Origin of the sequence: Listeria sp. ILCC797 (assembly GCF_900186185.1) — a bacterium.
GTDB classification, from domain to species: domain Bacteria; phylum Bacillota; class Bacilli; order Lactobacillales; family Listeriaceae; genus Listeria; species Listeria goaensis.
This window is the reverse complement of record NZ_FYBS01000001.1, coordinates 428,029-445,314: the sequence shown is the minus strand read 5'-3', so window position 1 is coordinate 445,314 and position 17,286 is coordinate 428,029. Positions and strand designations below refer to the sequence as shown.

General features: G+C 44.1%; 17 protein-coding genes. 15 read left to right on the top strand and 2 right to left on the bottom strand.

Annotated features, from left to right (window positions below):
• The first annotated feature begins 84 nt into the window (after window positions 1-84).
• Window positions 85-726, top strand: coding sequence for a hypothetical protein (locus BN1609_RS02140; RefSeq protein WP_088825295.1), 642 nt, complete (start codon window positions 85-87; stop codon window positions 724-726).
• Here BN1609_RS02140 and BN1609_RS02135 read toward each other — a convergent pair.
• Window positions 716-976, bottom strand: coding sequence for a hypothetical protein (locus BN1609_RS02135; RefSeq protein ID WP_088825294.1), 261 nt, complete (start codon window positions 974-976; stop codon window positions 716-718). The two genes, BN1609_RS02140 and BN1609_RS02135, sit on opposite strands and share 11 nt — an antisense overlap.
• Before the next feature lie 244 nt (window positions 977-1,220).
• On the opposite strand from BN1609_RS02135, the gene pyrR reads away from it, so the two are divergent.
• The 10 genes from pyrR (at window position 1,221) to pyrE (ending at window position 12,683) form a co-directional block, all read left to right on the top strand.
• Entirely contained in the window at window positions 1,221-1,766 is a 546-nt protein-coding gene (pyrR, locus tag BN1609_RS02130; protein WP_088808633.1) for a bifunctional pyr operon transcriptional regulator/uracil phosphoribosyltransferase PyrR, read from the top strand.
• Between the two features lie 117 nt (window positions 1,767-1,883).
• On the top strand, window positions 1,884-3,155 hold the full coding sequence (locus tag BN1609_RS02125) for a solute carrier family 23 protein (RefSeq protein ID WP_088808634.1): 1,272 nt from the start codon (window positions 1,884-1,886) through the stop codon (window positions 3,153-3,155).
• 70 nt (window positions 3,156-3,225) lie between these two features.
• A complete protein-coding gene (locus BN1609_RS02120) occupies window positions 3,226-4,137 on the top strand; it encodes an aspartate carbamoyltransferase catalytic subunit (RefSeq protein WP_088808635.1) in 912 nt (303 codons plus the stop codon).
• On the top strand, window positions 4,125-5,402 hold the full coding sequence (locus BN1609_RS02115) for a dihydroorotase (protein WP_088808636.1): 1,278 nt from the start codon (window positions 4,125-4,127) through the stop codon (window positions 5,400-5,402). Before BN1609_RS02120 ends, BN1609_RS02115 begins: the two co-directional genes overlap by 13 nt.
• Window positions 5,399-6,493: a carbamoyl phosphate synthase small subunit gene (locus BN1609_RS02110; protein WP_088808637.1), complete on the top strand. Its 1,095-nt coding sequence runs from the start codon at window positions 5,399-5,401 to the stop codon at window positions 6,491-6,493. The genes BN1609_RS02115 and BN1609_RS02110 overlap by 4 nt, the downstream gene beginning before the upstream one ends.
• A complete protein-coding gene (gene carB, locus BN1609_RS02105) occupies window positions 6,486-9,671 on the top strand; it encodes a carbamoyl-phosphate synthase large subunit (protein ID WP_088825292.1) in 3,186 nt (1,061 codons plus the stop codon). The genes BN1609_RS02110 and carB overlap by 8 nt, the downstream gene beginning before the upstream one ends.
• An 18-nt stretch (window positions 9,672-9,689) precedes the next feature.
• Window positions 9,690-10,451: a dihydroorotate dehydrogenase electron transfer subunit gene (locus tag BN1609_RS02100; RefSeq protein WP_088840463.1), complete on the top strand. Its 762-nt coding sequence runs from the start codon at window positions 9,690-9,692 to the stop codon at window positions 10,449-10,451.
• Window positions 10,448-11,362: a dihydroorotate dehydrogenase gene (locus BN1609_RS02095; RefSeq protein WP_088808640.1), complete on the top strand. Its 915-nt coding sequence runs from the start codon at window positions 10,448-10,450 to the stop codon at window positions 11,360-11,362. The genes BN1609_RS02100 and BN1609_RS02095 overlap by 4 nt, the downstream gene beginning before the upstream one ends.
• Entirely contained in the window at window positions 11,359-12,060 is a 702-nt protein-coding gene (gene pyrF / locus BN1609_RS02090) for an orotidine-5'-phosphate decarboxylase (RefSeq protein WP_088808641.1), read from the top strand. Before BN1609_RS02095 ends, pyrF begins: the two co-directional genes overlap by 4 nt.
• The gene (gene pyrE / locus BN1609_RS02085) at window positions 12,057-12,683 is read left to right on the top strand and encodes an orotate phosphoribosyltransferase (RefSeq protein ID WP_088815139.1); all 627 of its coding nucleotides are present in this window, start codon (window positions 12,057-12,059) and stop codon (window positions 12,681-12,683) included. Before pyrF ends, pyrE begins: the two co-directional genes overlap by 4 nt.
• A gap of 106 nt (window positions 12,684-12,789) precedes the next feature.
• Here the strand turns inward: pyrE and BN1609_RS02080 are convergent, their stop codons facing one another.
• Window positions 12,790-13,650: a mechanosensitive ion channel family protein gene (locus BN1609_RS02080; RefSeq protein WP_179946614.1), complete on the bottom strand. Its 861-nt coding sequence runs from the start codon at window positions 13,648-13,650 to the stop codon at window positions 12,790-12,792.
• 256 nt (window positions 13,651-13,906) lie between these two features.
• Between BN1609_RS02080 and BN1609_RS02075 the strand changes: the two genes are divergently transcribed.
• The 4 genes from BN1609_RS02075 (at window position 13,907) to BN1609_RS02060 (ending at window position 17,269) form a co-directional block, all read left to right on the top strand.
• Window positions 13,907-14,398, top strand: coding sequence for a PTS glucose transporter subunit IIA (locus tag BN1609_RS02075; RefSeq protein WP_088808645.1), 492 nt, complete (start codon window positions 13,907-13,909; stop codon window positions 14,396-14,398).
• Between the two features lie 61 nt (window positions 14,399-14,459).
• A complete protein-coding gene (locus BN1609_RS02070) occupies window positions 14,460-15,290 on the top strand; it encodes a PRD domain-containing protein (protein WP_088808646.1) in 831 nt (276 codons plus the stop codon).
• A 21-nt stretch (window positions 15,291-15,311) separates the two neighbouring features.
• Complete coding sequence (locus BN1609_RS02065; RefSeq protein ID WP_088808647.1) at window positions 15,312-15,785, top strand: PTS transporter subunit EIIC; 474 nt, start codon at window positions 15,312-15,314, stop codon at window positions 15,783-15,785.
• Window positions 15,786-15,817: 32 nt separating this feature from the next.
• Window positions 15,818-17,269, top strand: coding sequence for a PTS transporter subunit EIIC (locus tag BN1609_RS02060; protein WP_088808648.1), 1,452 nt, complete (start codon window positions 15,818-15,820; stop codon window positions 17,267-17,269).
• The last annotated feature ends 17 nt before the right edge of the window (window positions 17,270-17,286 follow it).

The window sequence follows — 17,286 nt, the reverse complement described above, 5'->3', positions numbered from 1 at the left end:
GATAAAATGGTGTTAAAGTAGGGAGCCGATTAAGAGTGACTGGAACCAAGCATGCGCAATTGCATAATGAAAAGAGGCCATAATATGAATCAAAAAAATGTAGCTTTTTTTAAAATTTCATTAAGCATTTTCTTTGTTTTAATGGGCTGTTCAAATACAGCTGAATCTCTGAAGGGAGAGGAGAAGAAAAATGAAGAAAATGTTGTGAAATTTTATCCATCTATTGATAAGGCTACTGCAAATAATACCTTCTCGGTTGCTCTTGATAAAGATAGTTTGGGTGAGCAATTATTATCTTTAAAAGACGACAATCATCAAATCATATTTTTCAAATCTTCTTATGAAAATAAAGATACGATAACAGTGTATAAATACCAATTAAAATTAGACTCAGGACAAGAACAGTATTCAAATCCAACAAATGCAACACAAATTGTCTGGCAGGCGCAGCTGGATTCACAGAAAAAATCAAAACTATCAAATGTAGAAATGATTCAACTAGCCATTAAAATGAACAATCCAAAACAAACTTTTAATTTAAGTCCAGAAACTACGAAGTTGCAATGGGGAATTTCTAAAGCAATAAATACACCAAAATTAAAAATAGACGGGCAAACCGCAACAAAAGTTATTCCAATTACTTTAGATGGTGACAATGTGTACTTCTGGTATTTTGAAAACCTTACAAGTGCGAATGCTCCTGATAGTATGGAGGTTACATTTTAGGCGAAAAGGAGTATCTTCCTTCTCCTTTCCAAATACACAAAAACAACAATTTAATTGCAAAATAAAAACCATTCTTTTCATCACCCAAAGAATGGTTTTTATATTTGTTTTGATACAACGCATCTTTTTTGGTTTTCGTTTTGCGTGTGGATAAGTCGAGTGTGTGGAAAGGACTGCGTTTTATTTCTGGGTTTAGGCGACCTTCGCGCACGAGCTTTTCACGCTGTTTTTTTGCTTTAGATTTAGCCATAAATGCCACTCCTTTACTTTATTCTTTCATCATTATAACATGAATTTATTTTTTTAGGTAAAAAGCATTGACACATATTCTTTTTTCCTGTAAGCTGAAGGAAGTTAAAGAGCACCTTTAAAGGTAGTCCAGAGAGGCTAAAAAGGTAAACGTTTTGTACGGGAAAAGTGTATTTCCCTATACGCATGATACGTATACCCTTCGCCGCTTTGGTGAAGGGTTTTTATATGTAAAGGAGGACATTATGGCTGAAAAAGTAGTCGTCATGGATCAAGCAGCAGTAGGGCGTGCCCTTACTCGTGTCAGCTATGAAATTATTGAGCGCAACAAAGGCGCAAAAAACTTAGCGCTTGTCGGGATTAAAACGCGTGGCATTTTCCTTGCTAAACGAATTGCAGCGCGCATTCAGGAAATCGAAGGCGTGGCAGTGCCTGTCGGGGAAGTCGATATCGCGCTTTACCGCGACGATTTAAGTTTTAAAAACGCAGAAACGCGAGAACCATCTGTAAACGGCTCGGAAATCCCATTTTCCTTAGAAGGGAAAAAGATTGTCTTAGTGGACGATGTGCTATACACGGGGCGAACGGTGCGTGCAGCGATGGATGCGCTAATGGACGTTGGTCGTCCGGAGCAAATTGAGCTTGCGGTGCTCGCTGATCGTGGCCACAGAGAACTACCAATTCGCGCCGATTTTGTCGGGAAAAATGTGCCGACCTCAAAAGAAGAACGTATTGAAGTGCATCTTTCTGAAGTAGATACGGACGAAGATGCCATCATGATACTCAAATAAAACACTTTTTAAATGCAGTCCAGAGAGGCTAGCAAAGAGTGGAGTCGTAGAGCCAAACTCTACCTTTCTAACTCTTTGCCTAGCGCAGGGAGTTTTTTAATTAAAGGAGAGAAAAAAATGTCAGAACAAATCGAAGCAAAGCCAGTACTTGATATACACGAAAAACCTACTTGGAATAAATGGATTGTTTTAAGTATTCAGCATCTATTTACGATGTTTGGCTCAACCATTTTTGTACCAAGTGTGACAGGAATGAATCCCGGCGTCGCCCTTGTATCGAGTGGGCTCGGGACACTCGCGTATTTAGCAATTACACGCGGCAAGATTCCCGCTTACTTAGGTTCCTCATTCGCATTCATTCAGCCACTCACGATGTTTATGTTGGCAGATTCGCCGGGCTCGGTTATGGTCGGAACGTTTTCCGTCGGGGTCGTGTATGCGATTATTTCTTTAATTGTTTACTATGCAGGTGTTGAATGGATTCAAAAAGTCTTGCCGCCACTTGTAGTTGGACCAGTAATTATGGTTATCGGGCTTAGCCTTGCACCAAATGCTGCTGCTATGGCGATGGGAACAAGTAGTGGTGGCGATTATAGCTTCCAGTCAGTTGCTGTTGCGCTGATTACGTTAATGGCCGCAGTGATTGCAATGATTGCTTTCAAAGGATTTTTCGGACTGATTCCGATTTTATTCGGCTTCTTCGTTGGCTACCTTGTAAGCATTCCATTTGGTCTCGTTGATTTCTCACTTGTCAAACAAGCTAGTTTGTTCCAAATTCCAGATTTCACAATTCCATTTATTGATGCTGACCCGGTTGTAACGGCAACGGTCATCATTAGTATGGCGCCACTTGCATTCGTCACGATGGCTGAGCATATGGGGCACCAACTCGTTTTAAACAAAATTACGAACCGAAATTTCTTTAAAGATCCAGGGCTACATCGCTCGCTTATTGCGGACGGAACGGCTTCTGTTATTGCGTCGCTTATCGGTGGGCCTCCTGTTACGACATACGGGGAAAACATTGGTGTGCTTGCGATTACACGGGTTTATAGCGTCTTCGTCATTGGCGGGGCGGCTGTGTTCGCTGTATTATTCGGCTTTATTGGCTACATCAACGCTATCATCACATCTGTACCGCAAGCTGTTCTAGGCGGGATTTCGTTCCTGTTATTCGGTGTTATCGCTTCAAGTGGGCTTAGAATGATGATTGACAACCAAATCGATTTAAATATTAACCGCAACTTAATTATTACTTCTGTCGTGCTCGTTATCGGCATCGGTGGCTTCTTCGTAGAAATCAATTCCGTGAAAATTACTGGAATGGCGATGGCAGCTGTCGTTGGGATTATTTTAAACTTAGTCATTCCCGAGAAGAAACACGCGTAAATGTAAGACCTCTTTTGGAAAAATCTAAAAGAGGTCTTTATATAGAAAAAATGGAAGGTGGCGTTATAAAATGAAACATCTTTTGACGATGGACGAACTAAGTAATGAAGAAATTGAAGGGCTTTTAAACCAAGCGGCTTTTTTTAAAAAAGAAGAAAAAACGAAATTCGAAAAAGAAGTCTACGCTGTCAATTTGTTTTTTGAACCGAGTACACGAACACATACAAGCTTTGAGATGGCTGAGAAAAAACTCGGCATGAACGTGTTAAGTTTTGAGCCTGGTGCCTCTAGCGTAACAAAAGGTGAGACGCTTTATGATACGGCTTTAACCATGCAAGCACTCGGGACGGACATCGCAATTATTCGCCACCCAGCTGAAAACTTCTTCGATGAATTACGCACGCTTGATATGGCCATTATAAACGGCGGTGACGGTTGCGGCGAGCATCCTAGCCAGTGCCTGCTCGATTTATTCACCATTCGCGAACAATTTGGGTACTTCACCGGTTTGAAAGTCGGCATTGTCGGCGATATTTCCCACAGTCGCGTGGCGAATTCGAATATGAAAGTGCTCAAACGACTTGGTGCTGACATTTATTTTGCCGGCCCAGATGAATGGTTCAACAATGAGCTAAGCGCGTTTGGACAGCATATGACGATGGATACGCTCGTTGAAACGGTAGATGTTGTCATGCTGCTGCGCGTTCAACACGAGCGCCACGACGGCGAGGCGATTTTCCATAAAGAAACGTACCATCAAACATTTGGTTTGACGGAAGCGCGCGCAAATAAAATGGGTGAACAAGCGATTATCATGCACCCAAGCCCAGTTAATCGCGATGTGGAAATTGCAGATTCTTTAGTAGAGTCGGCCAAGTCGCGCATTATTGAACAGATGACAAACGGCGTTTATATGCGCATGGCAATTTTGGAAGCAGTTTTAAAAGAAAAAGAAGTGAGGGTGAAAACATGTACATTTTAAAAAACGGACAAATTTTAAACGAAAACGGGGAATTAACAAAGCAAGATATTTTAATAAGCGGCGACAAAATTGTGAAGATTGCTGAAAACATCACGGAAGAAACGGCGACAGTTATTGACGTCAAAGGGAAATTTGTTTCACCGGGGCTAATTGATGTCCATGTGCATCTGCGCGAACCAGGCGGGGAGCATAAGGAGACCATTGAAACCGGGACGAAAGCGGCAGCGAAAGGCGGCTACACGACGGTTTGCTCAATGCCAAATACGAAGCCAGTTCCAGATACGCCAGAAAAAATGGCTGCACTCGTCGAACGAATTCAGGAAACAGCGCGCGTTCGCGTTTTACCATATGGCTCGATTACGAAAGAACTTGGCACGGACGAGCTCGTTGATTTTTCGGGCTTAAAAAGCGCAGGAGCTTTTGCGTTTACCGATGACGGGGTTGGCGTTCAAACGGCTGGTACAATGTACGAAGCGATGAAGCGCGCGGCGAAGCTCGATATGGCGGTTGTCGCTCACTGCGAAGATAACTCGCTTGTCTACGGGGGAGTTGTCCATGACGGGAAGTTCGCGAAGGAATCGGGGTTAAAAGGGATTCCAAATATTGCGGAGTCCGTTCAAATTGCGCGTGACGTTTTGCTCGCCGAAAGAGCAGGGTGCCACTATCATGTCTGCCATATTTCAACTAAAGAATCGGTGCGTGTTGTGCGCGACGCAAAACGCGCTGGCATTCATGTGACGGCAGAAGTTTCACCGCATCACCTGCTACTAAATGAGGAGGACATTCCAGGCGATATTGGCAATTGGAAAATGAATCCGCCACTTAGAAGTCGTGAGGATCAAAACGCGCTTTTAGAAGGGTTGCTTGACGGGACGATTGACTTTATCGCAACAGACCACGCCCCGCATGCGGAAAGCGAAAAAAACGTGTCAATGGAGAAAGCCGCATTTGGCATTGTCGGACTTGAGACGGCGTTTCCGCTTCTGTACACGCATTTTGTGAAAAACGGGGACTGGACGCTCGCACAGCTTACGCGTTATATGGCGGAGAAACCAGCAGAGGTATTTAAGCTTTCGTACGGACATCTTGGTATCGGAGATGTTGCCGATATTGCGGTTATCGATTTAGACAAAGAAGAGGAAATTAATCCGGAGACGTTTTTATCGAAAGGAAGAAATACACCGTTTGGCGGCGTGAAATGTTTCGGATGGCCAGTTTTAACAATCGCACGTGGCGAAATCGTCTACACTTGGGGGGATAAATGATGAAAAGAATGTTAATGCTTGAAGATGGAACTTATTTTATCGGCGATAAGATTGGCTCGGACAAGGAAACAATTGGTGAGGTCGTGTTTAACACGGGCATGACGGGCTACCAGGAAACGATTACCGATCCTTCTTACTACGGCCAGATGATTACCTTCACGTACCCGCTTGTTGGGAATTATGGCATCAATCGCGATGATTTCGAATCGATTCAACCTGTGGTTAAAGGGGTGATTGTCCGTGAAGCGGCTGATTTTGCTTCCAACTGGCGCGAACAAATGACGCTTGATGCATTTTTGAAGGAAAAAGACATTCCGGGTATTGCGGGAATTGATACGCGTAAACTCACCAAAATGATTCGCAGCGTTGGAACATTAAAAGGCATTTTAGCCCCAGCTGATGCCGATAAAGAAAGCTTACTGCATCACTTGCGTTCTGTTAGGCTGCCCTCTGACCAAGTGAGTGAGGTGTCGTCTTCGAAGCCATTTGCGAGTCCGGGCGAGGGGAAACGCGTGGTGCTTGTCGATTACGGGGTGAAAGGTTCGATTTTAAAGGAATTAAATAAGCGCAATTGTCACGTGACAGTTGTGCCTTACGATACGACGGCTGCTGAAATTTTAAACATGCATCCTGACGGCGTGATGCTCTCAAATGGCCCTGGAGATCCAAAAGATGTGCCGGAAGCGAAGGATATGATTTTAGGCTTGCAAGGCAAGGTGCCGCTTTTCGGAATCTGCCTAGGGCACCAATTGTTCGCACTCGCAAATGGCGCGGATACATTTAAAATGAAGTTCGGTCACCGCGGTGCCAATCACCCAGTGAAGGAGCTTGCTACGGGACGCGTCGATTTTACGGCACAAAACCATGGCTACTCGGTGGACGCAGATTCCCTTTTGAAAACCGATCTAGCCGTGACGCATGTTGAATTAAATGATGGCACAATTGAAGGTTTAAAACACCGCGATTATCCTGCTTACACCGTGCAATATCACCCAGAAGCGAACCCAGGACCAAGCGATGTTAATTACTTGTTTGACCAATTTATAGAAATGATGGATTTAGACCGGGAAGGACGGATGGATTATGCCTAAACGCGAGGATATTAAGACGATTTTAGTAATCGGTTCTGGCCCAATTGTAATCGGCCAAGCCGCAGAATTTGATTACGCAGGCACACAAGCTTGCTTGAGTTTAAAAGAGGAAGGTTATCGTGTCGTCTTAGTGAACTCAAATCCAGCGACGATTATGACAGATGCTGAAATGGCAGACAAAGTATATATTGAACCAATCACACTCGACTTTGTGTCGCGCATCATTCGCAAAGAGCGTCCCGAAGCGATTTTACCAACACTTGGGGGGCAAACGGGTCTAAATATGGCAATGGAACTTGCTGGCGCCGGCATTTTAGATGAGATGAACGTGGAAGTACTCGGAACCGATTTAACGGCCATCAAAAAAGCGGAAGACCGCGAGGCGTTTCGTGACCTTATGAATGAACTAGGACAGCCTGTACCAGAAAGCGAAATCATTCATGATTTAGAAGAAGCAAAAGCTTTCGTAGCCCAAATTGGTTACCCCGTTATTGTTCGACCAGCTTATACGCTTGGCGGTTCAGGCGGCGGGATTTGTCATGATGACGCGGAACTTGCAGAAATCGTCCAAAGTGGCTTAAAGCTAAGCCCAGTGACGCAGTGCCTACTCGAAAAAAGCATCGCTGGTTTCAAAGAAGTCGAATACGAAGTCATGCGCGATGCAAATGATAACGCGATGGTCGTCTGTAACATGGAAAACATGGATCCAGTCGGCATACATACAGGGGATTCCATCGTTGTTGCGCCAAGTCAGACGCTTTCAGACCGCGAATACCAACTGCTGCGAGACGTTTCGCTGAAAATCATTCGCGCCCTCGAAATTGAAGGCGGCTGTAATGTTCAGCTTGCACTCGACCCAGATAGCTACCAATATTACGTCATCGAAGTGAATCCGCGTGTTAGTCGCTCATCAGCACTCGCGTCAAAAGCAACCGGCTATCCAATTGCAAAATTAGCCGCAAAAATTGCAGTTGGTCTCACACTAGATGAGATTAAAAATCCCGTAACCGGCACGACTTTCGCACATTTTGAACCAGCCCTCGATTACGTTGTCGCAAAAATCCCGCGTTTCCCGTTTGATAAATTTGAAAATGGCGATAGACGACTCGGCACACAAATGAAAGCAACCGGCGAAGTCATGGCCATCGGTCGCACATGGGAAGAAGCGCTCCTAAAAGCCGCACGCTCCCTCGAAATCGGTGCTAGTCACGTGTATTTAGAAGAAGCAGAACAGGCAACAGCCGAGAAGCTCGAACAAAAAATTCGCTTCCCAGAGGACGACAGACTGTTTTTCTTGGCCGCTGCTCTTAGACGAGGGGAAACAATCGAGTCCCTTCACGAAAAAACAAAAATCGATCTTTTCTTCCTGTATAAATTAGAAAAAATCATTTCGCTTGAAACTAAATTAAAAGAGCAAAAAGGAGACCTCGAGGCGCTTTATGAGGCGAAACGAATGGGCTTCTCCGACGCGTTTATTGCGGAGTTATGGGGAACAAGTGAGGCCGCGCTTTACGATTTGCGCAAACAAGAAAATCTGCTGCCAGTCTATAAAATGGTGGACACATGTGCCGCCGAATTCGCCTCTACGACACCGTATTTTTACAGCAGTTATGAAGAGGAAAACGAATCGATTCGCAGTGAGAAAGAAAAAGTCATCGTGCTCGGCTCCGGCCCGATTCGAATCGGCCAAGGTGTGGAATTCGACTACGCGACGGTGCATTCTGTTTGGGCCATTCAACAAGCTGGCTATGAAGCGATTATCATCAACAATAACCCTGAAACAGTTTCCACTGACTTTTCGATTTCCGACAAGCTGTATTTTGAACCGCTAACGCTAGAAGATGTTATGCACGTCATTGAAATCGAACAGCCACTAGGTGTCGTCGTGCAATTTGGCGGGCAGACAGCAATTAATTTGGCGGAAGGGCTAGCAGAACGCGGTGTTAAAATTTTAGGCACCAGCTTAGAAGACATCGACCGCGCCGAAAATCGCGACAAGTTTGAAAAGGCGCTTGAAATTTTGCAAATCCCGCAACCAGCCGGCAAAACGGCCACATCTGTGGACGGCGCGCTTGAAGTCGCAAAATCAATCGGCTATCCCGTTTTAGTTCGCCCGTCATACGTGCTAGGTGGACGTGCGATGGAAATCGTCGAATCGGAAGAGGCATTAATCTATTATATGAACAACGCAGTGAAGGTGAATCCGAAACATCCAGTGCTCGTCGATCGCTACGTGCAAGGTCAGGAAGTAGAAGTCGATGCCATTAGCGACGGGAAAGATGTGCTTATTCCGGGAATTATGGAGCATATCGAACGTTCTGGTGTACACTCGGGCGATTCTATCGCAGTCTATCCGGCCCAAAGTTTAAACCAAAAAGTGAAGCAACAAATTACGGATTATACGACGAAACTTGCGACAGGACTTGGCATTATTGGCATGTTGAACATTCAATATGTAGTGAGCGGCGAAGAAGTTTTCGTCATTGAAGTGAATCCGCGTTCGAGTCGGACGGCGCCGTTTTTAAGTAAGATTACGGACATTCCGATGGCAAATGTGGCAACGAAGGTCATTTTAGGGAAGAGCTTGAAGGAGCTTGGCTTTATGCCAGGACTTGCGCGCGAGAAGAAGGAAATTTTTGTAAAAGTACCCGTGTTCTCCTTCGCGAAATTGCGTAGCGTAGATACGTCGCTTGGCCCAGAAATGAAATCAACAGGCGAAGTTATGGGGAAAGATGTGACGCTTGAAAAGGCGCTATATAAAGGTTTTGTAGCAAGTGGAACAAAAATGCATGACTACGGGACGGTGCTTCTAACAATTGCTGACCGCGATAAAAAAGAAGCCACTGCGCTAGCGGAACGTTTCAACACGATTGGCTTTACAATTATGGCAACTGCTGGAACAACGAAAGTGCTGGAAGAAGCTGGCATTCAAGTTTCCGAAGTGAAGAAAATTGGTGAAAATCATGAAACGCTTTTGGATTACATTCGGAACGGACAAATTACCCTTGTGGTGAATACGCTGACGAGTGGGAAAAGACCAGAACGTGACGGTTTCCAAATTCGCCGCGAATCGGTTGAAAATGGCATACCGGTTTGTACGTCACTTGATACGGCGGAAGCAATTTTACGCGTACTCGAATCACGCTCATTTGAACTAGAAGCGATTCAGTCCGTTTAAACAGACGGGAGGAGAAACATGGAAGCGAAAAAGATGGCAGTCATTAGGCAAACTGAAATTGCCGACCGCGTTTTTGAACTGGTTTTAGGCGGAGAAGACGTTTTAAAGATGCAACCGGGGCAATTTTTGATGATTAAACCGAACAGGCAAGACTTGCTTTTAAGGCGACCAATTAGTATTGCGGCGTACGATAAAGAGCGCAGCGAATGCACGTTAATTTACCGTGTTGAAGGGGACGGAACGCGGCAAATGGCACAGTTAGAAGCCGGGGACTCTGCTGACGTTTTAGGGCCACTTGGAAATGGGTTTTCAGTCAAGGAAGATTTAGCGGGCAAGCAGGTGCTGCTCGTCGGCGGGGGCATTGGCGTGCCTCCTTTATACCAGCTAGGAAAAGAACTACACGCGCTAGGCGCAGCGGTAACGTTTGTGAACGGTTTTTCGGCAAAAAAGGATATTTTTTACGAGGTGGAAATGGCCAAGTTCGGCGAGGTCCATATTAGTACGGTCGACGGAACATACGGAACACAAGGTTTTGTGACGGATATTACGAACCAGTTCGACTGGTCGCCTGATGCGGTTTTTAGTTGCGGTCCACGCGCGATGCTTCAGGCCGTTCAAACGAGCTTTCAAGAGGCCGAGGTTTACCTTTCGCTTGAAGAACGCATGGCTTGCGGGATTGGCGCTTGCTATGCTTGTGTCTGCAAAGGAAATGAAGCCGGAAAGCAATTTAAAGTCTGCCAAGATGGCCCCGTTTTTAACGCAAATGAGGTGAAATTATGAATCGCTTAGAAGTGAATATTCCCGGTTTAAACTTGAAAAATCCGATTATGCCAGCTTCTGGTTGTTTCGGTTTTGGACGCGAGTACGCGAATTTGTTCGATTTAAACAAACTCGGTGCGATTATGGTTAAGGCTTGTACGCCAGAGCCGCGTCTTGGCAATCCTACGCCGCGAATCGCGGAAACGCCTAGTGGCATGCTAAACGCCATCGGCTTGCAAAATCCCGGTTTAGATGCGGTGATGAACGAAGAACTGCCTTTCCTCGAACAATTTGATACGCCGATTATTGCCAACGTGGCGGGAGCAACAGAAGAAGATTATGTCACAGTTTGTGCGAAAATCGGTGATGCAAAAGCCGTCAAAGCGATTGAGCTGAACATTTCTTGTCCGAACGTTAAACACGGCGGCATTGCTTTTGGAACAGACCCAGAAGTGGCGCACAGATTGACGAAGGCGGTCAAAGAAGTGGCAACGGTGCCTGTTTATGTGAAACTTTCGCCAAATGTGACAGATATTAAGGCGATTGCCCAAGCAACTTCTGAAGCTGGCGCGGACGGCTTGACGATGATTAATACGCTACTTGGCATGCGGCTTGATTTAAAAACGCGCAAGCCGATTATCGCAAATGGCACTGGTGGCTTGTCAGGCCCGGCGATTAAGCCAGTGGCAATTCGAATGATTCATGAAGTTCGCACAATCACACAACTCCCCATCATTGGGATGGGCGGCGTTCAAACGGTGGATGATGTGTTGGAATTTTTAATCGCTGGCGCGGACGCGGTCGCAGTCGGTACACTCAATTTTACGGATCCACATATTTGTCCAAAGCTGATTGATGCACTTCCTGCTCGCATGGACGAGCTTGGTATAAGCACGCTAGAAGACTTGAGGAAAGAAGGGGCAGGTAGATGACAAAACCAATTATTGCGCTAGATTTTAGTACAGCAGAACAAGTCGCAGGATTTTTGGGAAAAATAGCAGAAGAGAAATTAGCGCTAAAAGTAGGAATGGAGTTGTTCTATGCGACTGGCCCAGCCTTTGTCGAATCGCTTAAAGCGGAAGGGCACGAAGTTTTCCTTGATTTAAAGCTGCATGATATCCCAAACACGGTGGAACGCGCCATGGCGGTCATTGCACGGCTTGGTGTCGACATGGTGAACGTCCATGCTGCCGGCGGAAAACGCATGATGGAAGCCGCGCTTTCAGGACTTGTAAAAGGCAGCCAAGGTGGCAAACGCCCGAAACTGATTGCCGTGACGCAGCTTACGAGTACGAGTGAAGCAGACATGCAGCGTGACCAACAAATTCAGACGACACTTTTAGAGTCTGTCTTAAATTACAGTTCGCTCGCCTACGAATCAGGCCTTGACGGTGTGGTCTGCTCCGCGTTTGAAGCGCATGACATCAAAAAAATAACGCACCCAGACTTCTTATGTGTCACGCCCGGAATCCGCCTAGCAAACGCCGCATCTGATGACCAAAAGCGCATCGTCACACCAAGCGCGGCACGAGAGATGCAAGCGAGTGCCATTGTGGTTGGTCGTCCAATTACACAAGCAGAAAATCCACAAAAAGCATATGCGAAAATTGTAGAGGAGTGGGGAAAATGATGGAAAAAAACACGGCAGAAGCACTATTAAAAATAAAGGCTGTCTTTTTACAGCCAAGTGACCCGTTTACATGGGCATCAGGTATGAAGTCACCGATTTATTGTGATAATCGTCTAACACTAGGATTTCCAAAAGTGCGCAAAATGATTGCGATGCACTTAGCTGAAAAAATTAAAGCTGAATTTCCAGACTGTGAAGTTGTTGCAGGAACGGCAACAGCAGGTATTCCACATGCTGCATGGGTAAGCGATTTACTCAACTTGCCGATGGTATATGTTCGCGGTGAAGCAAAAAAACATGGTAAAGGCAACCAAATTGAAGGACCAATCGAGCCCGGTCAAAAAGTTGTCGTCATCGAAGACCTTATTTCAACTGGTGGAAGTTCGCTAAAAGCAGTAGAAGCCCTTGAAGCAGCCGGTTGCACTGTGCTCGGCATCGCCGCAATCTTTACATATGGCTTACCTGTTAGTGAAAAACGATTGCGCGAAGCACATATTAAACTCGTCACACTGACCAATTACGAAACACTAATTGATGTCGCAATTGAAGAAGGCTACGTCACAGAAAATGAGCGTCAAATTCTACAAGAATGGAATAAAAATCCAGAAGCATTTGGGAAATAAAGAAAAGAGTCTGAGACATAATTAGATTCTTTTCAAAAATAGATAAGCAAAAATCCAGTAACAATACCATCTTGAAAAATGGATTTCACTGGATCTATGCTTATTTTTATTTTGCTTGATTTGTCAGCAAAGTTGGTAACGGCAAATCAATTCCTTGAGCAACAAGTGCGGCCCGAATTTCTTTCAATAAATCGCGTTTTACATTGAATTGTTCACCGTTCACAGCTTTTCCAACAACACGAATAATCATGTTTGTTCCGTCTGAATTTTCCACGCCAAGCACAACCGGTGTTTCCACGATGTTTTTATTGTGCTCTTTCATTTCTGTACAAACTTGACCAATAATCTGCATCGCTTTTTCCGTATCGGCGGTTGGACTAATCGCCACATCAACAAGCACACGCATATTTCCACGCGAATGGTTACTCACGACCATAATTTGGCGGTTTGGAATAAAGTGTAGCGTCCCGTCGAAATCGCGCACTTGCGTCGTTCTGAGCCCCAAGTTTTCCACAATCCCATTCACAGCATCAAGCGTAATATTATCACCAACATCAAGCTGACGTTCAAGCAAAATAAAGAATCCAGTCACTACATCGCTAACAAGCCCCTGTGCCCCAAAGGCAATCGCTAAACTTAGCACCCCGGCACCCGCAATAATTGCCGTCACGTCCATGAAATTTTGCAAAATCAAAATCGCAAAGGTGAAAAATAAAACGTAGCTGTAAACATTAAAAGTCAAGCCTTCAAGCGTGTCTGCCCGACCAGGCGAAACCGCTTGATTGGCGCGATATTTTTTGAAAAAACTTTTAATGATTTTCCGACCGACATAATTTAATACAAAATATAATACAATTAATAGGGCAACGCGTATCCCAATGGAAATAACATTCCCCCAGAAAGCATCCCAATCAATTGTGCTTAACCATTTTGAAAACTGATTCACGATATGTGTCACGTCCTTCATTCTAAATTCTAGTCCATTGTATCAAACGAAGCGCTATCCAGCAACGGAACACATTAAGTGTGAAAAAAAAGGTTGCATTTTTTTGTTTTAAAGAGTAAGATAGATTTGAAAAAGTTATTAAATATGCTTTCATGTTACTGTCACGAACAGGCATGGAGAGGTGAAGCTGGTTTTACTGCCGAGTTTTTGCACCCTCCGTGCCTTTTTTATGTCTATTACCAATTGGAAAAGAAAGCATGCTTAGGAGGAATGGATAATGTTTAAAAAAATGTTCAAAAAAGAGAAAGACGAAACGATTTTTGCACATGCAACAGGAACTTTTGTCGCTCTTAACGAAGTACCAGATCCAGTGTTTAGCCAAAAAATGATGGGTGAAGGTATTGCCATTAAACCAACTGATGGCACGATTGTAGCACCTGCTGATGGAGAAATTATTCAGCTTGCTGACACAAAACATGCTTTTGGAATTCGCACAGAACTTGGTCAAGAAATTCTTGTTCACATCGGTCTTGAAACGGTTGCTTTAAAAGGCGAAGGTTTTGAAGTGCTCACGCAAATGGGTGCAAAAGTGAAAAAAGGCGACGCGCTCATTAAAGCCGATTTAGATTTCATTGAGAAAAATGCGAGCAGTACAATCATTCCAATGGTTGTGACAAACAGTGCAGAAGATAAATTTGATTTCGACTGGAAAGCTGTAACCAACACAATTGCCGGCGAAACAGAAGTGTTTGTTTCAAAATTAAAATAAGTTTTGAGTGAGGGAGTTACGGCTCCCTTGCTTAAAAATTGCGATAAGAGGGGGAGTCAACATGAAGATTATTCGGATATTAAATAATAATGCGGTGGTCGTTCGTGATGGTGACCAAGAAAAAGTCGCAATTGGTGGTGGCATCGCGTTTAATAAAAAACGCAATGATATTATCTCGCCAAGTAAAATTGAAAAAATGTTTGTCATGCAAGAAGAAGCGGAACATTTTCAAGAACTATTAAATCGTATCAACGAAGAATATTTTGCTATCTCTGAAGAAATTATTTCATATGCAGAAGCCACTTTAGGCGGAAAGCTAAGCGAGCACATTCATATCGCGTTAACAGACCATCTTGCCTTTTCCATTGAAAGAATAAAAGAAGGCATTATTTTGCAAAATAAACTTTTGAATGAAATTAAAGTATTATATGAAGCAGAATTTAAGATAGGTTTATGGGCGATTAATCATGTGAAAGAACGCTTTGGTCTTGATATGCCAATTGATGAGGCGGCTTATATTGCACTGCACATTCATACCGCAAAAATAGGCTCAGGCGACATTCATGAAAGTGTACGCCAAGCCACAATTATTTCTAGCATGGTTGAAACGATTACGACAGAACTTAACGTCTCCCTTTCAGGCCAAGATATTGCCTATGAGCGACTTATCACACATCTTCGTTTTGTTTTAAACCGTGTAGAGAAAAAAGAATTACATACGATGGACGATGAAATGCTAAACATGATTAAGTCCAAATTTGAATTTAGTTTTAATACCGCGAAGAAGGTTGCACTTCTCTTGCAAAGAGATTACAAAAAAGCCTTGCCTGATGCGGAATTAGGATATATTGCCCTTCACATTGAAAGACTTAGGAGTTTTTGGGGAAATTAAACTTATTTAGGAGGAATAAAGATGGATGTATTAAAAAGATTCGCGATTGGCGCTGTGTACCCAATTGTTGCCCTTATTATTATGGGTATTTTCTGGGTAGCGAGCCAAACTGGAATGGACGCAATGAAATCCATTTATGATGGTCTTGTGCTCATGTTCCCATTAATTGTTTCGATGGGTATCGCAATCGGAATGTCGAAAGATCAAAGCGGAGCAGCAGCCCTTGCAGGTGCTGTCGGTTGGTTAGTTTACGGAGCCGTTATTGTATCGCTAAACTATCCAAAAGATGGAGTCTTTACAACAACGGAATTTTCAGCGAATTTCAACTTCTTCAGTGGAATTTACATGGGAATAACAGCAGGCGTTTTATACAATAAATTTTATAATATTCGTTTGCCAGAATGGCTCGCCTTTTTCGGTGGACGTCGTTTTGTTCCGATTATAACATCTGTTGTAGCCTTATTCATTGGCGCATTCGTTGCGGCAATATTCTAAACATATCGAAAAAATGAAATGGAGGAAATGAAATGTTAGGTGGATTGCAAAAAATCGGAAAAGCGCTCATGCTGCCAATTGCCGTATTGCCAGCAGCAGGCCTTTTAAACCGACTAGGAGCAGATGATGTATTCAATGTACCATTCATCCACTCAGGGGGAGCAGCACTATTCACGTTCTTATCTTTACTATTTGCCATCGGGATTTCCATCGGTCTATCTCGTGATAATAGCGGAGCAGCCGGCTTAAATGGCGCGCTCGTATTCTTTATTTTAAACTTTGGTGTTATCGGTGTAAATGAAAGCATCAACATGGGCGTTTTTGCTGGTTTCATCGCCGGATTAACCGCACCAATTTTGTACAATTACTTATATGATAAAAAGTTTTTTGGAAATCAAAATTTTGTTGATGGTCGCCACGTAGCGATTCTCGTAAATGCAATTGCAGCACTTGCTTTAGTTGCTTTATTTGGTTGGGCTTGGCCAACGATTCAAGATGGTCTTGACGCTGTTAACGGCTGGATTACAAGCGCTGGTGCATTTGGTGCGGGAGTATTTGGCGTACTGAACCGCGCATTAATTCCAACTGGGCTCCATCACGTTTTAAACACATATTTATGGTTTGGTTACGGTGACTTTATTGATGCCGCAGGCCAAATGGTACACGGGGATATTAACCGCTTCTTCGCAGGCGATCCAACAGCTGGAACGTTCCAAGTAGGTTTCTTCCCAATCATGATGTTCGGTCTTCCAGGCGCTGCACTTGCGATGTACCTCACTTCGAAAAAGAAAAACCGCAAAGAAGTCGGCGGGATGATGTTCTCGCTTGCTTTTACCGCGTTTCTAACTGGGATTACCGAACCAATCGAGTTCACGTTCATGTTCATCGCACCGTTCCTATACGGAATTCACGCCATTTTAACGGGTGTGTCGATGTTTATTACAAACCTTCTCGGAATAAAACTTGGTTTCACATTTAGCGCCGGGGCAATCGATTTCGCCTTAAACTTCACGAAGGGCCATAATGCATGGCAGCTCATCCCAATTGGGCTCATCTTCACACTCATTTATTTCGTCCTCTTCTATTTCGTCATCAAGAAATTCAATTTGAAGACGCCAGGACGTGAAGATGAAACGGAAGAAGAATTAGCAGCAGAAATGCCAAATGCAAGCGTTCAAACGGCCGCAGCAGCAGTCGGTTCTACGGAAGCAGAAATGCCAGTTGGCGGTAAAGTCGATAAATACGAAGAAATGGCACGTGGCTACTTAGGCGGCCTAGGCGGACCAGACAATCTCGTGAAAGTTGACAACTGTACAACTCGTTTACGTTTACAAGTGAAAGATTCGGATTTACTCAACGAACCAGCGCTTAAAAAATCAGGCGCCCGCGGTGTCGTTAAACTTAATAAAGAAAATGTTCAAATTATCGTCGGCGCAGACGTTGAATTCGTCGCAGATAAATTGCATGACATTACTGGGAAATAATCTAAAGAGCGAGAATT

Bases quoted from the DNA above. Each gene is read 5' to 3' on its own strand.
- BN1609_RS02140 (WP_088825295.1), top strand. From the start codon at position 85: ATGAATCAAAAAAATGTAGCTTTTTTTAAAATTTCATTAAGCATTTTC.
- BN1609_RS02135 (WP_088825294.1), bottom strand. From the start codon at position 976: ATGGCTAAATCTAAAGCAAAAAAACAGCGTGAAAAGCTCGTGCGCGAA.
- pyrR (WP_088808633.1), top strand. From the start codon at position 1,221: ATGGCTGAAAAAGTAGTCGTCATGGATCAAGCAGCAGTAGGGCGTGCC.
- BN1609_RS02125 (WP_088808634.1), top strand. From the start codon at position 1,884: ATGTCAGAACAAATCGAAGCAAAGCCAGTACTTGATATACACGAAAAA.
- BN1609_RS02120 (WP_088808635.1), top strand. From the start codon at position 3,226: ATGAAACATCTTTTGACGATGGACGAACTAAGTAATGAAGAAATTGAA.
- BN1609_RS02115 (WP_088808636.1), top strand. From the start codon at position 4,125: ATGTACATTTTAAAAAACGGACAAATTTTAAACGAAAACGGGGAATTA.
- BN1609_RS02110 (WP_088808637.1), top strand. From the start codon at position 5,399: ATGATGAAAAGAATGTTAATGCTTGAAGATGGAACTTATTTTATCGGC.
- carB (WP_088825292.1), top strand. From the start codon at position 6,486: ATGCCTAAACGCGAGGATATTAAGACGATTTTAGTAATCGGTTCTGGC.
- BN1609_RS02100 (WP_088840463.1), top strand. From the start codon at position 9,690: ATGGAAGCGAAAAAGATGGCAGTCATTAGGCAAACTGAAATTGCCGAC.
- BN1609_RS02095 (WP_088808640.1), top strand. From the start codon at position 10,448: ATGAATCGCTTAGAAGTGAATATTCCCGGTTTAAACTTGAAAAATCCG.
- pyrF (WP_088808641.1), top strand. From the start codon at position 11,359: ATGACAAAACCAATTATTGCGCTAGATTTTAGTACAGCAGAACAAGTC.
- pyrE (WP_088815139.1), top strand. From the start codon at position 12,057: ATGATGGAAAAAAACACGGCAGAAGCACTATTAAAAATAAAGGCTGTC.
- BN1609_RS02080 (WP_179946614.1), bottom strand. From the start codon at position 13,650: ATGAAGGACGTGACACATATCGTGAATCAGTTTTCAAAATGGTTAAGC.
- BN1609_RS02075 (WP_088808645.1), top strand. From the start codon at position 13,907: ATGTTTAAAAAAATGTTCAAAAAAGAGAAAGACGAAACGATTTTTGCA.
- BN1609_RS02070 (WP_088808646.1), top strand. From the start codon at position 14,460: ATGAAGATTATTCGGATATTAAATAATAATGCGGTGGTCGTTCGTGAT.
- BN1609_RS02065 (WP_088808647.1), top strand. From the start codon at position 15,312: ATGGATGTATTAAAAAGATTCGCGATTGGCGCTGTGTACCCAATTGTT.
- BN1609_RS02060 (WP_088808648.1), top strand. From the start codon at position 15,818: ATGTTAGGTGGATTGCAAAAAATCGGAAAAGCGCTCATGCTGCCAATT.